This window comes from SAR202 cluster bacterium (assembly GCA_016872285.1).
Classification (GTDB): Bacteria; Chloroflexota; Dehalococcoidia; order Lucifugimonadales.
In genome coordinates, this window is sequence record VGZZ01000059.1 from 1 (window position 1) to 14161 (window position 14161).

Genomic DNA, 14161 nt, shown 5'->3' on the forward strand with positions numbered 1-14161 from the left:
CATGCTTCGCGTCATCCTCCTCCAGCTCGTCCGTTAGCTGCTCCTGGTGCGCCGGCGTCTGAGTCCTATGGGCCATCCACCCTATCGCCGTCGTTGTCACCGGGCCTCCAAGAAGTATAAAAAACAGGGCCAAGGTCGACAGAAGGCTTATGGCAGGCTGGCGAGTCGAGAAATAGGCGGTCACACCCAGCAATATCATAGTTATGCCCGCCGTCGAAGAGAGGCCCGCCCCGTGAAGTCGCGTGTAAACGTCGGGAAACCGCAGCAGCCCTAAGGCGCCCAAGAACACCCAGGCCGACCCCGCGGCTATCAACACTGCCCCTATTTTGTCCGCGATATCCACTAAAAGGGCCTCCCTTTCACCATATACTTGGCCACCGCGATGCCGGAAATAAGCCCTAACGCCGTCACCACCGGCACCGTGACGAAAAATTCTAGGGAAGATCGCACTGAAAGCGTCGCGGCCAGCGCCACCACCACCATCGTCGCCGTCTCCGACGCCAGCAGCCTGTCCGCCAGCGACGGCCCCTTTAATAGACGTATCAGGCACACTGCCAGCGACGCCCCCAGAAATCCCAGCGCTGCGTCTAGAGCAATCTCCACCATCGCAGCCCTCCTTCAAAATGCTTTCGCAAATGCTGGTCCAATTGGCGATGCGCCTCTTCCGAGTTTGCCGCGTCCAGCACGTGAACGTACAGCCAGCGGCGGTCCGGCGAGAAGTCCAACACAATAGTGCCCGGCGTTAGGGTTATCGAGTTGGCCAAAACAGACTGCTCCAGCTCTCCCATCTCCCCTGTGTACAGCCTGACAATGGCCGATCTCATTGGCCGTCGCCACGACACTGTAAGCAGGGCTACCTGAAGGTTGGACACCACCACCGCCCAGGTGTACCCAACCATCGCCGCCCCTATCTCTATCGGACTCTTCCAGCTTATGCCGCCGGCCGAGAACACTCGTTGCAGAACCGTCCGCTTTAGCCCAATGTACACCACCACACCCATAGCCAGTCCCGCCAGCGCCGACACCCACTCCAGGGTCAGCCCTAGGAACACCCAAAGGCATACAATAAGGCCAATAAATACTATTGCTCTGACCGTCAATCCGTCACCGCCAGGTCTACGGCCTCTATATATTCTCTAGGGTCAACTATAGACGCCGCTCCCTCGTTCGTTATGTCATGTAACCACGACGCCCCAAATATCAGCGCCGCTCCCATTAGCACCGCTAGCACTATAGGCCCCAGTAGTATGAGGTTCGACTTGGGCAAGGCTTCGATTTGCTCCCGCGGCTCTCCCCAGTACACCTGCCCCCACATCTTTATCATCACATAAAGCGTCACCAGGCTGGTCCCCACCGCAGCCGCCGCGACGGCGTACTGCTCGGCCTCAAATCCGGCCTGCAGCAGAAAGAACTTCCCCCAGAACCCGGACAGCGGCGGCACCCCCGCCAGCGACAGCGCCGGCAGCAGGAACAGCGCCGACGCCAGCGGGTACAGCCTCGCTAACCCGCCCAGCTTTTTCATCTCCTCCGTGCCCCTCATCTTCTCCACCCATCCCGCCGTCAAAAACAGCGCCAGCTTTATCGGCATGTACTGCGCCATAAAAAATATCGCCGCAGACATCCCGCCGGCGCTGTACAACCCCAGCCCCATAACCATGAACCCCACCTGGCTCACTATATCCCAGGTCAGCACCTTCCGTATCTCCTTTTGCGCCACCGCTCCCAACCCCCCCACAACCATGCTCACCCCCGCCAGCGACAACAGCAGCGGCTGGAAAAAGTCCACGTCATGGTCAAGAATTAGCCCGAACACCCGGATCATGGCATAGACGCCCACCTTGGTCAGCACCGCCCCAAAGAACGCCGCCACGCTCCATGGAATATAGCTGTATGCCCCAGGCAGCCAGAAATGCAACGGCACTATCGCCGCCTTGATTCCAAAAGCCACAATCAGCAGCACCCCCACCGTCGTTACCATGGCGGAGTCCCCCGCCGTCTCCGCCCTAATCGCCAGATGCGCCATGTTCAGCGTTCCCAGCTGGCCATATAGCAGGCCCACGCCCACCAGCAAGAACACCGACGATATGACATTGATTACTACATATTTGAAGGCCGCCTCCATCTGCAGCCGCCTGGCGCCAATAGCCATCAGCGCGTAGGACGAAAGCAGCGTCACCTCAAAGAACACAAAGAGGTTAAATAGGTCCCCCGTGATAAATGCACCGTTGACCCCCGCCAGCAACAAAAGCATGAATGGATAGATGTACCTCTCCTGCCACCGTTCATGCGCCGCCATGGTGAACAGGAAGCTGACCGCCGCCATCAGCCCCGTGACCCCTACCATCAATGTGCTAAGCACGTCCGACACCAGCACGATGCCGAAAGGCCCCGGCCAGTCCCCTAGCGTTGTTACAAAGATCCCTTCCTGCCGCACTTCATAAAGCGAATAAAACCCCAGTCCCGATGCCGCCAGCGATGCCATGACGCTTACCGCCCGCGCTAGGCCTACCCTCCCCCACGTGGCAATGAGCAGCACCCCCCCTGCTAGCGGCACAATTAGTGGGGCGGCGGCCAGGAAATCCTTCATCCTCTTATTTCTCGCATGTCATCCAGATCGTCGCTCCCGATTTCCTTGTGGGCCTGTACCGTCAGCGTCAGCAAAAACGCCGCCACCCCAAAGCCAATGACTATGGCCGTCAGGATCAGCGCCTGCACCAGAGGGTCCGTAAACACCTGCCCCTGCCCATCCTCACCCGCAATCGGCACCGCCCCCTTCCTCAAGCGCCCTACCGTTAGAATCGTTAGGTTGGCGGCGTGCGAAATCAAGAACAGCCCGAACACCGCCTTGAGCACGCTCCGTTGTAGCAGCAGGAACAGCCCTGCCGAGGCCAGCGCCCCTATCCCTACCGCCAGCGGCAGCTCCATCACCCCTCCCTCAACGCCAGCATCGCCGTCATCATCCCTCCCACCACCAGCAGAAATATTCCCGCGTCGAAAGCCTGCGCCAGCGCAAACTCCATCTCTATATCCAATACCGGCACCAGGACTGAACTATGGAAGCTGGTCAGGAACGGATAGCCCTTCACCAATGCTATGGTTCCCACCACAATTGACACCCCAATCCCCACCGCCATGAACCCCCGGTACGGCAGCCTCAGGAACCTCGGCACCGACTCGTACCCGTGGGCCATGAACTGCATCGCCAGCGCCCCTGACATCAAAACCCCAGCTATGAACCCTCCCCCTGCCCGGTTGTGCCCGTTCAGCAGCAAGTAAAGCGCCAGCACAGCCAGGAATGGCAGCATCAGCGACGCCACCGTCCGGAGCAGCGGCCCTCTGTCCATCTAACTTCTCTCCTTTATCGCCCGGACAATAGCATAAGCCGCCAAAGCCGCCAGCGCGATCACCGTTATCTCTCCCAAAGTATCGTATCCTCGAAAGTCGATGAGAATGCTGTTCACCACATTTTTGGAATGGCCCCCCTCCGGAGCCTGCTCCAGAAAATAAGGCGCTATCGATGGGTGCTGCGGCGTCACCAGCACCGCCAGCAGTATTAGCGCCACAAACGCCCCAAACGCCACAGACACCGCCGCCTGCATTCCCACCGTCGTGATCTTTTTGCTTACATGAAAGACCCTCAGCATCTTTCTAAAGCCCAGCACAAACAGCAGCACCATCACCAGCTCCACCAGCACCTGCGTCAGCGCTAGGTCCGGCGCGCTGTACAGCGCAAACACCGACACCACTAGCATCCCCACAAACCCAAGGTTGATGACCGACTCCAGCCTCCCTCGCCGGAAAATCATCGTTACACCTGCCGCCGCCAGTAGCGTCGCCAGCACGTAGTCCAGTACCCCCGGGTCTACGCCTTCGAACAAATCCGACAGCGGTATAGACGTCACCCTCGTTGCCGCCAGCGCCGTCAGCCCCATCGCGAAAAGGATTATCGCCGCCACGTACACCCTTAAATCGCCGTTCTGTAAATGCCAGAACAGTCTAGGCAGTCCACTCTCCACCCATTCCACCGCCCCACCGTACACCCTCTCGAAGGTACGCCGCGCCGTCACCGGTGTCAGCATCTCATTTACTGCGTCCATTACTATATATGTGGAAACGCCCGCAGCTATTATTGCTATGCTTAGCGTCAGCGGCCTCGTCACCCCATGCCACAGGCCCAGATCCACATGCACAAGCTGCTGTGTCACCGCCGACACCGCCGGGCTCATCAGTGTCCCCTCCGTCAGCGCCGGATATACTCCCAGAACCACCATCGTCGCCGCCAGCACGCCTATAGGCATTAACAGTCCCAACGATGGATTATGTGGGTGAACGTCCGCGTCTCTCGCGTGTCCAAAGAACGTCCCAATCAGGAACCTGAGCGAGTAGGCCAGTGTGACGACGCTTCCCATCACCAGCGTCGTCGTCACCCCCCACTCTCTCCACCCCTCCGCCTCCAGCGACGCCCCCAGCATCGCCTCCTTGCTCACAAACCCGTTCAAAGGCGGTACCCCTCCAGACGACAGCGCCGCCACCGCCGCCAGCGTCGCCAGCGCCGGCATCGCCGCCGCCAGCCCGCCCAGCCTCTCCAGGTTTCGAGTACCCGTGCCGTGCTCCACCGCCCCTACAATTAAGAACATTGCCCCCTTAAAGGCCGCATGACTCATCAAATGCAGCGTCGCCGCGGCCGCCGCCAGCTCAGTGCCCAGACCGTACAGCGCCATCATCATCCCTAGCTGGCTCACCGTTGAATACGCCAGCAGCGCCTTCAGGTCTGTCTGCCGCAGCGCCAGCACCCCACCCACCACCAGCGTCACCAGACCCATACCTACCAGCATCCCCTCCCACTCCGGCATCCCTGTAAATACAGGAGTCATCCGAGCCGCCAGGAAAACGCCGGCCTTCACCATCGTCGCCGAGTGAAGATAGGCGCTCACCGGCGTCGGCGCCACCATGGCTGACGGCAGCCATGTGTGGAACGGTACCATAGCCGACTTGGTCACCACCCCCAGGCCCACCAGTACCGCAATGGGTACTGCCAACGCGCTGTCCCTTAAAACGTCAGCCCTTGCAAATATCTCGGGAAGCTCAAAAGTCCCCACCTCTGCATATATAAGTAGGAACCCTGCCAGCATCGCCAGCCCGCCCAAACTTGTGATCACCAGCGCCTGCACCGCGTTAGCTCGCGACTCCTCTTCTTTGTCCGAAAGCCCTATTAAAAAGAAGGAGCTTATCGTTGTCGCTTCCCAGAACACATACAGCACCATCAAGTTGGACGACGTCACCAGCCCCAGCATTGACCCCGTGAACACCAGCATCCATGCGTAGAACTTGAGCCTGTGCGGGTGCTGCGCCATGTACTCTTGCGAGTAGAAGAAGATCAGCGTGCCCATACCCGCCACCAGAAGCGTGAAGAACATGGAATACCCATCGAGCAGGAAGGAGAAGTTTACGCCGGCGTCGCCCACCCATCCATAGCTGAAATGGACAAATCCGCCGTCGGCTATCCGGGGCAGGTAAGCCAGCGCCAGCCCAAAGAGCGCCGCCGTCACCATTGCCGATAGCCACCCAAGCCGCTCTTGCAGCGCCTTTGGCAGAAAAGGCGCCGCTATGCCGGCGCCCGCGGGTAGTGCAAAGAATATTGGCAGCATTTATGTAACGTAGACTCAGATTAGTCTATCAGGTGGCCTCTACCCCAAGAAGCCTCTTGAGCATCAATTTCCGTCAGTTGCCCCCTTTGTGCCCGTTTCTTGACACCCCTACTCCCCATCTTTAATATCGGCCTCACTTACCATCGCCCCAGGGCCAAACCCTGCGCGAAGCAAAGGGGAGGAAATTGTGAAGGAAATCAAGATTAACCGGAAAAAGTCCCTGGCCCAGGAACCCAAGACCGGCCATAACCGGTGGCACCCTGACATCCCGCCCGTCGTCGAGGCCGACCAGGGCGAAGAAGTCGTCCTCGAGACCCGCGACGCCCTGGACGGCCAGCTTAACCCTAAAAGCACCGAAAAAGACTTCGGCAATATCAACGCCGGCTACGTCCACCCACTCACCGGCCCCGTTTATGTCAAGGGCGCTGAGCCCGGCGACCTCCTGGAAGTCGACTTCGTGGACATCATCCCCCAGCCCTGGGCCTTTACCTGCATCATGCCCGGCCTCGGATTCCTGCGGGACGTCTTCACCACCCCCTTCATGGTCCACTGGAAAATCGCCGACGGCTTCGCCACCTCTAAGCAGCTCCCCAACGTAAAAATCCCCGGCGCATCCTTCATGGGCGTCTCCGGCGTTGCGCCCTCTCTTAATCAGGTCAAGTCCTGGACCAAGCGTGAAGCCGACCTCATCAAGCGCGGCGGTTTTGTCTTCCCTCCCGACCCGGGCGGCTCCGTCCCTGCCTCCGGCCCCGCCGCCAAAGACGGCCTCCGCACCCTCCCCCCTCGAGAGAACGGCGGCAACTTTGATGTGAAGCAGCTCTCCAAAGGCTCCAAGCTGTACCTCCCCGTGGCTGTGGATGGCGCCCTCTTCTCCACCGGCGACGGCCACTTCGCCCAGGGCGACGGCGAGGTCTGCGTCACCGCCGTCGAGATGGCCGCCACCTGCGCCGTCAAGTTCAAGGTCTATAAGGGCGAGGCCAAGGCAAAGAACATCCAGTGGCCTCGATTCTCTCGCCGCTCCTACTTCGTCGATGCCAAATTCGCCGCGCCCCAGCGCTTCATCGCCACCATGGGTATGCCCATCAAGCCCGACGGCTCCAACCAGGGCGAGGACGTGACCCTGGCGGCCCGCAACGCCGTCCTCAACATGATCGACCTCCTTCAGGAGCGCGGCTACTCTAAAGAGCAAGCCTACTGCATCTGCTCCGTGGCCGCCGACCTACGCATCAGCAACGTGGTGGACGTCCCCAACTACACCGTCTCCGCCCTCCTCTCAGAAGACATCTTCACCAAGTAACCATCGCCCTCTATCCGCATCACACAAGTAGGGCCGCTACGATGTATCGTGGCGGCCCTACGACTTTTCCTCCTCGACCTACCGCCATTTCTCTAGGCGGCAAGGTCGCCTCGCCTTCTTCCCGTACCCTCACCTGCTCAGCGACGCCGTCTTCAAAATATACCCCCGCCTATCCTCCGGATAATGCTCCGCCAGGCTGAACGTCCGCCCCGTCTGCAGCGACGGGAACCCGTACTTCTCCCTCGCCTTGTCAAAGGCCCTGGACAGCTCCAGCCACCGCTCCTCCTCGCCTCTGAACAGGCTCCCCTGCAACGCCTCTTCCACCAGCTCCCCCACGCTCACTCCTACCAGCCGCACCATCATTTTCCGCTCCTTGAGCGTCCGCAGCACTATCGACTCCGCCGCCTCATACAGCCCCTGGTCGTGGCATATCGGCGTCTTCAGCGTCACCTGGTGGCCGATGGTCTCAAAGTCGGAAAACCGCACCGTCGCGCTCACCCGCCGAGCCTTCTTCTGCTCCTTCCGCAGCTCGTTCCCCACCCGCTCCGTCAAATACCGCAGCGTCGCCAGTATAAAGTCCACCTCTCGAGTATCTTTATGAAATGTGGTTGACCTGCCTATCGACTTCGGCGCCATCGGCCCCTGCACCGGCGCGTGATCGATGCCGTTGGCCCAGCGATGCAGCAGGTCCCCCCAGGCCCCAAACGTCCGGCGCAGCGCCGTCTCCGGCAGCCGTGCCACCTCCCCCACCGTCTTCACCCCCAACTTCACGCGAAGCGTCTGCGCCGTCCGTTCCCCTACCCCCGGCAAGTCCTCCAACTCCAGCGGCGCCAGGAACCGCGCGTCCTCCCCGGGCAGCACCTCCACCAGCCCGTCGGGCTTCCCCCGGTCGCTGGCCACCTTGGCTGTAATCTTGGACGACCCTATCCCCACCGACACCACCACCTTCAGCTCCTTCCGCACCCGCTCTTTTATCTCCCTCGCTACTTTTACCAGCGGCCCGTAAAGCCTCTCGAACCCTGTCATATCCATATACGCCTCGTCCATCCCCAGAGGCTCAATGAACGGGCTGTACTCCCCTAGCATCTTCAAAAACTTATCCGACACCTCCGAATACCGCTCGTACCGCCCCACCAGATATATCGCGTGAGGACACAGCTTGTACGCCTGCGTCAGCGGCATCCCCGCCCTCAAGCCGTAGGGCCTCGCCTCATATGACGCGCAGGTCACCACCCCTCGGCTGTTGGCCTCCCCGCCCACCACCACTGCCTTCCCTACCAACGACGGATCGTGCGCCCTCTCCACCGCGACGAAGAAAGCGTCCAGGTCCATGTGGAACACCCTGGGCTGCTCCATCACCCCTCCTTTCTCCCAATCGTCTGGGATCGGGCATAGCAAGGGACTTAGGTGTCGACAGCTCTTATTTTAGAACATTTGTTGTGCTTGTCAACCCGCCTGCCTGCTGGTTCTTTGACCGTTGCCTCTGCTGATTGACACCACCCCTCGCCAGTGATAGAACCCTTGTTAGACGGCCGTTAAAGGGAGGCCCCTATGTACCAAGGCTACAAAATCATCGACGCCGACGCCCACTTCTTCGAGCCCATCGACATCTGGGACCGCTATATCGACCCTGAATTTTATAACCGCCGTCCCATCGTCACCGAGTACGACGGCCGCGCCCGCATGCGGTATAAGGAAGACGGCGTCCTCTTCACCAGGTCCAAGATCATCTCCGGATCCAAACGGTACAAGACCATGGAGCAGAAGTACGGCCATGCCTGGCGTTCCTGGTGGAGCCTGGAGAGCCGTCTTATCGACATGGACACCTTTGGCTGGGATATCCAGGTCTGTCTCGCTACCAACGGATTCCTCGGCTCCCTCCTCTCCCGCAAAGACCTCCAGTACGGCGCCTCCTTGGTGCGCGGCTTCAACAACTGGGCCCACGACTTCTGCTCCGGCGCCCCCGACCGGGTCAAATTTGTCGCTGCCCTCCCAGGCGGTGACCCCGGCGAGTCTGCCAAAGAGGCCCGACGCGCCGTGGACCAGCTCGGCGCCGTCTCTGTCGTCATCGAGACCGCCGCCCCGGGCCGTATGTGGCACCAGCCTGATTACGACCCCCTCTGGCAGGCCGCCATCGACCTGGACTTCCCCATCTCCATCCACGGCAACCAGTCCATGAGCGGCGAGCCCGCCTCCTTCGCCCGCTATGACAGCATGGGCGGCCCCTTTATCGCCCTCCATCACGCCATTAACTTCTCCGTCGAAGACATGATCGCCATGGGCCACTTCATGCTCTCCGGTATCCTGGACCGATATCCCACCCTGCGCCTCTCTTTCCTGGAAGGCAACGCCGGCTGGGTCCCCTTCTGGCTCAACCGCCTCGAAAAGTGCGTTGAGGGCCGCCAAGCCGTCACCTTCGACGCCGAGCCCCTGAAGGCCTCCCCCTTCGAGTACTTCCACCGCCAGTGCTTCATCGCCGCCGACGCCGACGAGCCAACCCTCAAGTCCACCGTCGAGCACATCGGTGACGAAGCTGTGGTCTTCAACACCGACTACCCCCATGCTGACGCCCCCAACCCCTCCGAGCCTGTCCCCCAGATGATCGCCCAACCCCTGCCCGATAGCTCCAAACGCAAGATTTTTTGGGACAACTCCATCCGCCTCTACGGCCCTCGTCTGCTTAACGGCAAAAAGTAGCCCCTCTGGAATTTGAAAAGGCCCTCCAAATGCATTTGGAGGGCCTTTTCTTTTATCAGTCGGCAAACGATGATTCAGGCTTCAAACGCCCTCCGGAAAAAGTCATACAGCACCTGCGGCGTCGGTTCCCCCCTGGCATGGAGATCGTGCCCCATCCCATAATATCCCGTTACCGCCACCGTCGCCCCGTTGTCGCTCAGTAGCTTCGCCAGCGCCAGCGCGTTCTTCTCAAACGGCACCTGCGGGTCCCTGTCCCCATGAAAAATCGCCACCTTAGGCAGCGACTTAACAATCGCCTCACCACTAGCCTGAATCATCAGCCGGGTCTGCGCCAGCGGGTCGTGCCCCGCCGTCGCCGACACCACCACATCCAGCGGCGTGTCCTTCGACATGCCATAGGCCTCGCATATCAGCTCCCGTCGATGCGGCGCCATGCTCTCCAGCGACACCACCGCATGGGTCAGCGCCACCGCCCGTACCTTCCCTAGCAGCGGGCCGATGGCCGTATTCCACAGCACCATCGCTCCACGGCCCCCCGCGTTCAGCATCCCCACACGGCTGCCATCGATGTTGCAGTTCTCCATCAGCGTCTCATAAAGCGACACATTGGCCGCCACCGCCGACGGCCTTCCCCAGTGGTCCCCCGTCAGGTCGGACCCCGCCACCGCGTAACCCTGCCCCACCAGAAAATCAATAAGCGGTCTGTGATAAGCCGACTTCTCCCAATCGCTCTCCCTTTCCTTCACAAAATTCCCCAACCCACGACACCGAATGAGGCACGGCACAGCATTCCCAGCAGCCTCCGAAGCCCGATAGTCCTTTGGCGTTCGAAGAAAACACCACTCGCCTCCAGCCTTAAAGTAGACCGTCTGCTCGCCGTCCTTTAGCTTTGGCAACTTACTATCCATAGCCCCTCAATGTAGTAAATAATTATCTTAGGGAGCATCTACGCTTAGATCTCGGCATATTTTCCGCGCTAGTCGTTCCGCTATTTCAGTGTGCCCAGGAATAGCAGACGTTCGCTGGTTTTTAGGATTAAAATAAAGGCTGTGCTTTGCTCCTTCTCGGAGAAACACACAGCCTTGCGCTAGCAAATGTCTAATAAGTGCGCGCCGCTTCATTACTATTAGGAAATAACGATCTCCTCCCTGATTACCTCGCGCCCTTGTTCGGTTTTGTGCGCCAGCTCACGATTGGCAGCTAGCACCATGGCCACAGCCTCCTTGAGATTCTCCCGCGCTTCCTCCAAGGTGCGGCCTTGAGTATTAGCCCCGGGTAGTTCTTCTACCCATCCAATCCACCAATCGCCATCTCGTTCATAGACAGCCGAAAACGTCATCGTCATGCACCGCTACTCCTAACTTCTTCTCCTGCGGAAATCATATCATAGCCATTTATTCTGCATTACAGTCGGTGAACCGCTTCCCCATTGACACCCTATCCGGCCCTCCCTATCATTTTCACGTCCCCCACAACCGACCAAGGAGTCTTCATGCCTGACCTCCGCAAAGCCGCCGCCATCGTCGGCATTTACGAGCACCCCGCTCGCTACGCCCCCGACAAAAGCGAGCTCCTCATCCAGGCCGAATGCATCATCAAGGCCCTGGAAGACGCCGGCCTCTCCAAAAAGGACGTGGACGCGGTCTTCTCCTCTTCCATGGGCGTCCGAATGCCCAGCATCCCCCTCTGCGACTACCTGGACCTCTCCCCCAAATATGCCGACGACACCTCCGTCGGCGGCGCATCCTTCGAGTTCCATCTAGGCCACGCCCTCGCCGCCATCCACGCCGGTATCATTGACGTCGCCGTCATCACCTACTGTACCCTCCCTCGCTCCGGCGGCATCTCCATCGGCACCGGCGGCGCGGCGCGACTCGGCCCGCCCAAGCTCAACCCTTCGCCCGACAGCTTCGAGGAGCTTTACGGCTTCACCACCGTCGGCCTCTACGCCATGCTGGCTATGCGCCACATGCACCTCTACGGTACCAAGCCTGAGCATCTGGCCGAGATTGCCGTCACCATGCGCAAGCACGCCGGCCTCAACCCCTACGCCATGTATCGAGATCCCATCACCACCCAAGACGTCCTTAACTCTCGCATGATCTCCGACCCACTCCATCTCCTTGATTGCTGCGTCATCAGCGACGGCGGCGGCGCCGTCGTCGTCGCCTCCCCCAAGGTCGCCCGCCAGGCCAAGCACACCCCCGTATGGGTCCTCGGCCAGGCCGAAGGTATCAAGCACCAGGGCGCTGGCCGCCGCGACCTCATGTACCTCGCCGCCTCCGAGACCGCTCCCCGCGCCATCGGCATGGCCGGCGTTAAGCATGACGACTTCGACATGGCTATGGTCTACGACTCTTTCACCATCACCGTCCTCATGACGCTGGAAGACCTGGGCTTCTGCAAGAAGGGCGAGGGCGGAGACTTTGTCTCCGGCGGGCGCATCGCCCTCGGCGGCCAGCTCCCCATCAACACCGACGGCGGCGGCCTCTCCTCCAACCACCCTGGCATGCGCGGCATCTTCCTATTATTAGAGGCTACCCGCCAGCTTCGACACGAATTCAAAGGCACGCCCCGCCAGGTGCCGGACTGCAAGCTTGCGCTAGTCCACGGCACCGGCGGCACCATCGGCGCACGCCACAGCGGCGGCACCGTAGTTCTAGGGAGGGACTAATTATGGCTGATTGGAAGCGACCACTGCCCGCCCTCGTCGGCGAGACCCTGCCCTTCTGGGAGGCCGCCCGCCGAGGCGAGCTCTTAATCCAGCGCTGCGACGACTGCAAGCAGTACCAGTGGTACCCGCGAGGCATCTGCGCCAACTGCTTCACCGGCAAAATCAAATGGGTCAAGGCCTCCGGCAAAGGAAAAGTCTGGACCTTCACCGTCACCCGACAGAACCGCACCCCCGGCTTCGATGAAGGCCCCTACGTCCTGGCCCTGGTGGAGTTGGACGAAGGCGTCAAGATGTTCTCCAACATCGTGGAATGCGACCCCAAACAGGTCAAAATCGGCATGCCCGTCCAGGTCACCTTTACCAAGGCCACCGACCAGGTCTCCGTCCCCTTCTTCAAACCTGCCTGACCCGTTGTACCTGTGTATATAAAGGAAGAAGCCGCCAATTGGCGGCTTCTTCCTTTTCCTTGCTCCCATTCATTTAGCCTAGTGAAAATTGCATTATGTAATGTTGACGCAAATCGCATTCTAATATATCCATAAGATATAGCCCCTTAACAATTCGTTCTTTTGGTCGAGTGCTAACCTAATGGTATAAGGCATCCATCCTTCTCATCCTCTCCCCCTGGAGGAGGAGAGTTGGAGGGGGGTCGGGATGGGAGTTTCCGATCGCTAACCCTAAGCAAACAGTAGAAACAGTTTGGTCTTCGATTTGTTAATCTAGGCCCCTCTTAAAAATTCCGTCCCAAGCCTGTAACCCAACGTTTGGGGCTTTAGGACCGCTCAGAAAATTCAAGTGTGGTGTTGGGAGGTGAGTATCATGAAAATCCTGATCACTTTAGATGGTACCCAATTCGCCGAAGCTGCCCTGGCCCCCGCCTGCCGATTGATGGATGGCCGCGGCACGGAAGTCCACCTGCTGCAGGTCATCGAAGACTCCCGTCCCCTCGTCTCCTCCACCCGCTCCTGGGAGCCCCCCGGTAGAGACCCCATCATCTTCCGAAGCAACTTCGGCGATATGGAATCTGCCCCTACCTATCGCGTCCAGGACCCCGAGCTTAATCGCCAGGTCGATGAGCGGCTTGACCAGGAAGCCCAAGAATACCTTGGCGGAGTCTGCGCCAAGCTAAACAGCGACAACGTTATAACTAAGGTCATCCGCTCAGACAAGGTTGAGGACGCCATCAAGGACTACGCCACCGAACAGGGCTTCGACTTCATCTTTATGGCCACCCACGCCCGCACCGGCCTTCCAGGCCTATTCATCGGCAGGGTCGCCTCAGACCTTCTTCGTAACCTGGACATACCCTTGGTCCTTGTGCGCCCTAGGGACAAATAAATTCGCATACCCTGGAAAGTGAGGCCCACCATGGCACGCTGCGAAGTTTGCAGCAACGACTATGACAAGACCTTTCAAGTGACCCTACAGGACAAGACCCATACCTTCGATAGCTTCGAGTGCGCTATCCATGCCCTGGCTCCGGAATGCACCCACTGCGGCTGCCGCGTCATCGGCCACGGCGTCGAGAAGGACAATCGCATCTTCTGCTGTGCCAACTGCGCCGAGATGGCCGGCGTCACCCAGCTCAAAGACAGGGCCTGACCGGCGCATCGCCTCCTGCATCGATAAACGAATACTTTTGCTCTAATAACGTCTCCTTTGGAGGCGGCAGTATCCTTCCACCCATTGCCTGATTGAGGTAAAATTGGCCTTTGCAAAGCAAAGGCCAATGAGCAAGCTAACTCTCAGGTTACCCGGTTGGGTCCTCCTTCTGCTAGCCCCAGTCCTCCTCCTCATATTCCTCTCCTCCGTGGCCCGTGGCAACGGCCCTGCGCCGGTATCTAT

General features: G+C 59.7%; 16 protein-coding genes. 6 read left to right on the plus strand and 10 right to left on the minus strand.

Annotated features, from left to right (window positions below; genetic code table 11):
• The 6 genes from FJ320_11815 to FJ320_11840 all read right to left on the minus strand — a co-directional run.
• On the minus strand, window positions 1–550 hold a 550-nt coding region (locus tag FJ320_11815; GenBank protein MBM3926640.1), incomplete at its 3' end, for a hypothetical protein.
• A gap of 37 nt (window positions 551–587) precedes the next feature.
• Window positions 588–1133 carry a hypothetical protein gene (locus FJ320_11820; protein MBM3926641.1) on the minus strand — a complete coding sequence of 182 codons (546 nt, stop codon included), beginning with the start codon at window positions 1131–1133 and terminating at the stop codon, window positions 588–590.
• Entirely contained in the window at window positions 1097–2587 is a 1491-nt protein-coding gene (locus tag FJ320_11825) for a Na+/H+ antiporter subunit D (GenBank protein ID MBM3926642.1), read from the minus strand. Before FJ320_11825 ends, FJ320_11820 begins: the two co-directional genes overlap by 37 nt.
• Complete coding sequence (locus FJ320_11830; protein ID MBM3926643.1) at window positions 2584–2925, minus strand: Na(+)/H(+) antiporter subunit C; 342 nt, start codon at window positions 2923–2925, stop codon at window positions 2584–2586. The genes FJ320_11825 and FJ320_11830 overlap by 4 nt, the downstream gene beginning before the upstream one ends.
• Window positions 2925–3344 (minus strand): hypothetical protein, encoded by a 420-nt coding sequence (locus FJ320_11835; protein MBM3926644.1) that lies wholly within the window; start codon window positions 3342–3344, stop codon window positions 2925–2927. The genes FJ320_11830 and FJ320_11835 overlap by 1 nt, the downstream gene beginning before the upstream one ends.
• A complete protein-coding gene (locus FJ320_11840) occupies window positions 3345–5648 on the minus strand; it encodes a DUF4040 domain-containing protein (GenBank protein ID MBM3926645.1) in 2304 nt (767 codons plus the stop codon).
• Window positions 5649–5832: 184 nt separating this feature from the next.
• Here FJ320_11840 and FJ320_11845 point away from each other — a divergent pair, with 184 nt between their 5' ends.
• A complete protein-coding gene (locus FJ320_11845) occupies window positions 5833–6945 on the plus strand; it encodes an acetamidase/formamidase family protein (protein ID MBM3926646.1) in 1113 nt (370 codons plus the stop codon).
• A gap of 129 nt (window positions 6946–7074) precedes the next feature.
• Here the strand turns inward: FJ320_11845 and dinB are convergent, their stop codons facing one another.
• Window positions 7075–8301 carry a DNA polymerase IV gene (gene dinB / locus FJ320_11850; protein MBM3926647.1) on the minus strand — a complete coding sequence of 409 codons (1227 nt, stop codon included), beginning with the start codon at window positions 8299–8301 and terminating at the stop codon, window positions 7075–7077.
• A gap of 195 nt (window positions 8302–8496) precedes the next feature.
• Between dinB and FJ320_11855 the strand changes: the two genes are divergently transcribed.
• Window positions 8497–9642 (plus strand): amidohydrolase, encoded by a 1146-nt coding sequence (locus tag FJ320_11855; protein ID MBM3926648.1) that lies wholly within the window; start codon window positions 8497–8499, stop codon window positions 9640–9642.
• 74 nt (window positions 9643–9716) lie between these two features.
• Here the strand turns inward: FJ320_11855 and FJ320_11860 are convergent, their stop codons facing one another.
• From FJ320_11860 to FJ320_11870, 3 genes are read right to left on the minus strand one after another with little or no spacing between them, the layout of a single operon-like run.
• Complete coding sequence (locus FJ320_11860) at window positions 9717–10538, minus strand: hypothetical protein (GenBank protein ID MBM3926649.1); 822 nt, start codon at window positions 10536–10538, stop codon at window positions 9717–9719.
• A gap of 39 nt (window positions 10539–10577) precedes the next feature.
• Window positions 10578–10763: a type II toxin-antitoxin system HicA family toxin gene (locus tag FJ320_11865; protein ID MBM3926650.1), complete on the minus strand. Its 186-nt coding sequence runs from the start codon at window positions 10761–10763 to the stop codon at window positions 10578–10580.
• Between the two features lie 5 nt (window positions 10764–10768).
• Window positions 10769–10987 (minus strand): type II toxin-antitoxin system HicB family antitoxin, encoded by a 219-nt coding sequence (locus FJ320_11870; protein MBM3926651.1) that lies wholly within the window; start codon window positions 10985–10987, stop codon window positions 10769–10771.
• Window positions 10988–11134: 147 nt separating this feature from the next.
• Here FJ320_11870 and FJ320_11875 point away from each other — a divergent pair, with 147 nt between their 5' ends.
• The 4 genes from FJ320_11875 (at window position 11135) to FJ320_11890 (ending at window position 13918) form a co-directional block, all read left to right on the plus strand.
• Window positions 11135–12316, plus strand: coding sequence for a thiolase (locus FJ320_11875; GenBank protein ID MBM3926652.1), 1182 nt, complete (start codon window positions 11135–11137; stop codon window positions 12314–12316).
• 2 nt (window positions 12317–12318) lie between these two features.
• Window positions 12319–12723, plus strand: a complete 405-nt coding sequence (locus tag FJ320_11880) for a Zn-ribbon domain-containing OB-fold protein (GenBank protein ID MBM3926653.1) — start codon at window positions 12319–12321, stop codon at window positions 12721–12723.
• Between the two features lie 412 nt (window positions 12724–13135).
• Window positions 13136–13654: a universal stress protein gene (locus FJ320_11885; protein ID MBM3926654.1), complete on the plus strand. Its 519-nt coding sequence runs from the start codon at window positions 13136–13138 to the stop codon at window positions 13652–13654.
• Window positions 13655–13684: 30 nt separating this feature from the next.
• Window positions 13685–13918 carry a hypothetical protein gene (locus tag FJ320_11890; GenBank protein MBM3926655.1) on the plus strand — a complete coding sequence of 78 codons (234 nt, stop codon included), beginning with the start codon at window positions 13685–13687 and terminating at the stop codon, window positions 13916–13918.
• The last annotated feature ends 243 nt before the right edge of the window (window positions 13919–14161 follow it).

Excerpts from the sequence above, each read along its gene's own strand:
- FJ320_11825 (MBM3926642.1), bottom strand. The coding sequence starts at position 2,587 with ATGAAGGATTTCCTGGCCGCCGCCCCACTAATTGTGCCGCTAGCAGGG.
- FJ320_11830 (MBM3926643.1), bottom strand. The coding sequence starts at position 2,925 with ATGGAGCTGCCGCTGGCGGTAGGGATAGGGGCGCTGGCCTCGGCAGGG.
- FJ320_11835 (MBM3926644.1), bottom strand. The coding sequence starts at position 3,344 with ATGGACAGAGGGCCGCTGCTCCGGACGGTGGCGTCGCTGATGCTGCCA.
- FJ320_11840 (MBM3926645.1), bottom strand. The coding sequence starts at position 5,648 with ATGCTGCCAATATTCTTTGCACTACCCGCGGGCGCCGGCATAGCGGCG.
- dinB (MBM3926647.1), bottom strand. The coding sequence starts at position 8,301 with ATGGAGCAGCCCAGGGTGTTCCACATGGACCTGGACGCTTTCTTCGTC.
- FJ320_11855 (MBM3926648.1), top strand. The coding sequence starts at position 8,497 with ATGTACCAAGGCTACAAAATCATCGACGCCGACGCCCACTTCTTCGAG.
- FJ320_11865 (MBM3926650.1), bottom strand. The coding sequence starts at position 10,763 with ATGAAGCGGCGCGCACTTATTAGACATTTGCTAGCGCAAGGCTGTGTG.
- FJ320_11870 (MBM3926651.1), bottom strand. The coding sequence starts at position 10,987 with ATGACGATGACGTTTTCGGCTGTCTATGAACGAGATGGCGATTGGTGG.
- FJ320_11875 (MBM3926652.1), top strand. The coding sequence starts at position 11,135 with ATGCCTGACCTCCGCAAAGCCGCCGCCATCGTCGGCATTTACGAGCAC.
- FJ320_11880 (MBM3926653.1), top strand. The coding sequence starts at position 12,319 with ATGGCTGATTGGAAGCGACCACTGCCCGCCCTCGTCGGCGAGACCCTG.
- FJ320_11885 (MBM3926654.1), top strand. The coding sequence starts at position 13,136 with ATGAAAATCCTGATCACTTTAGATGGTACCCAATTCGCCGAAGCTGCC.
- FJ320_11890 (MBM3926655.1), top strand. The coding sequence starts at position 13,685 with ATGGCACGCTGCGAAGTTTGCAGCAACGACTATGACAAGACCTTTCAA.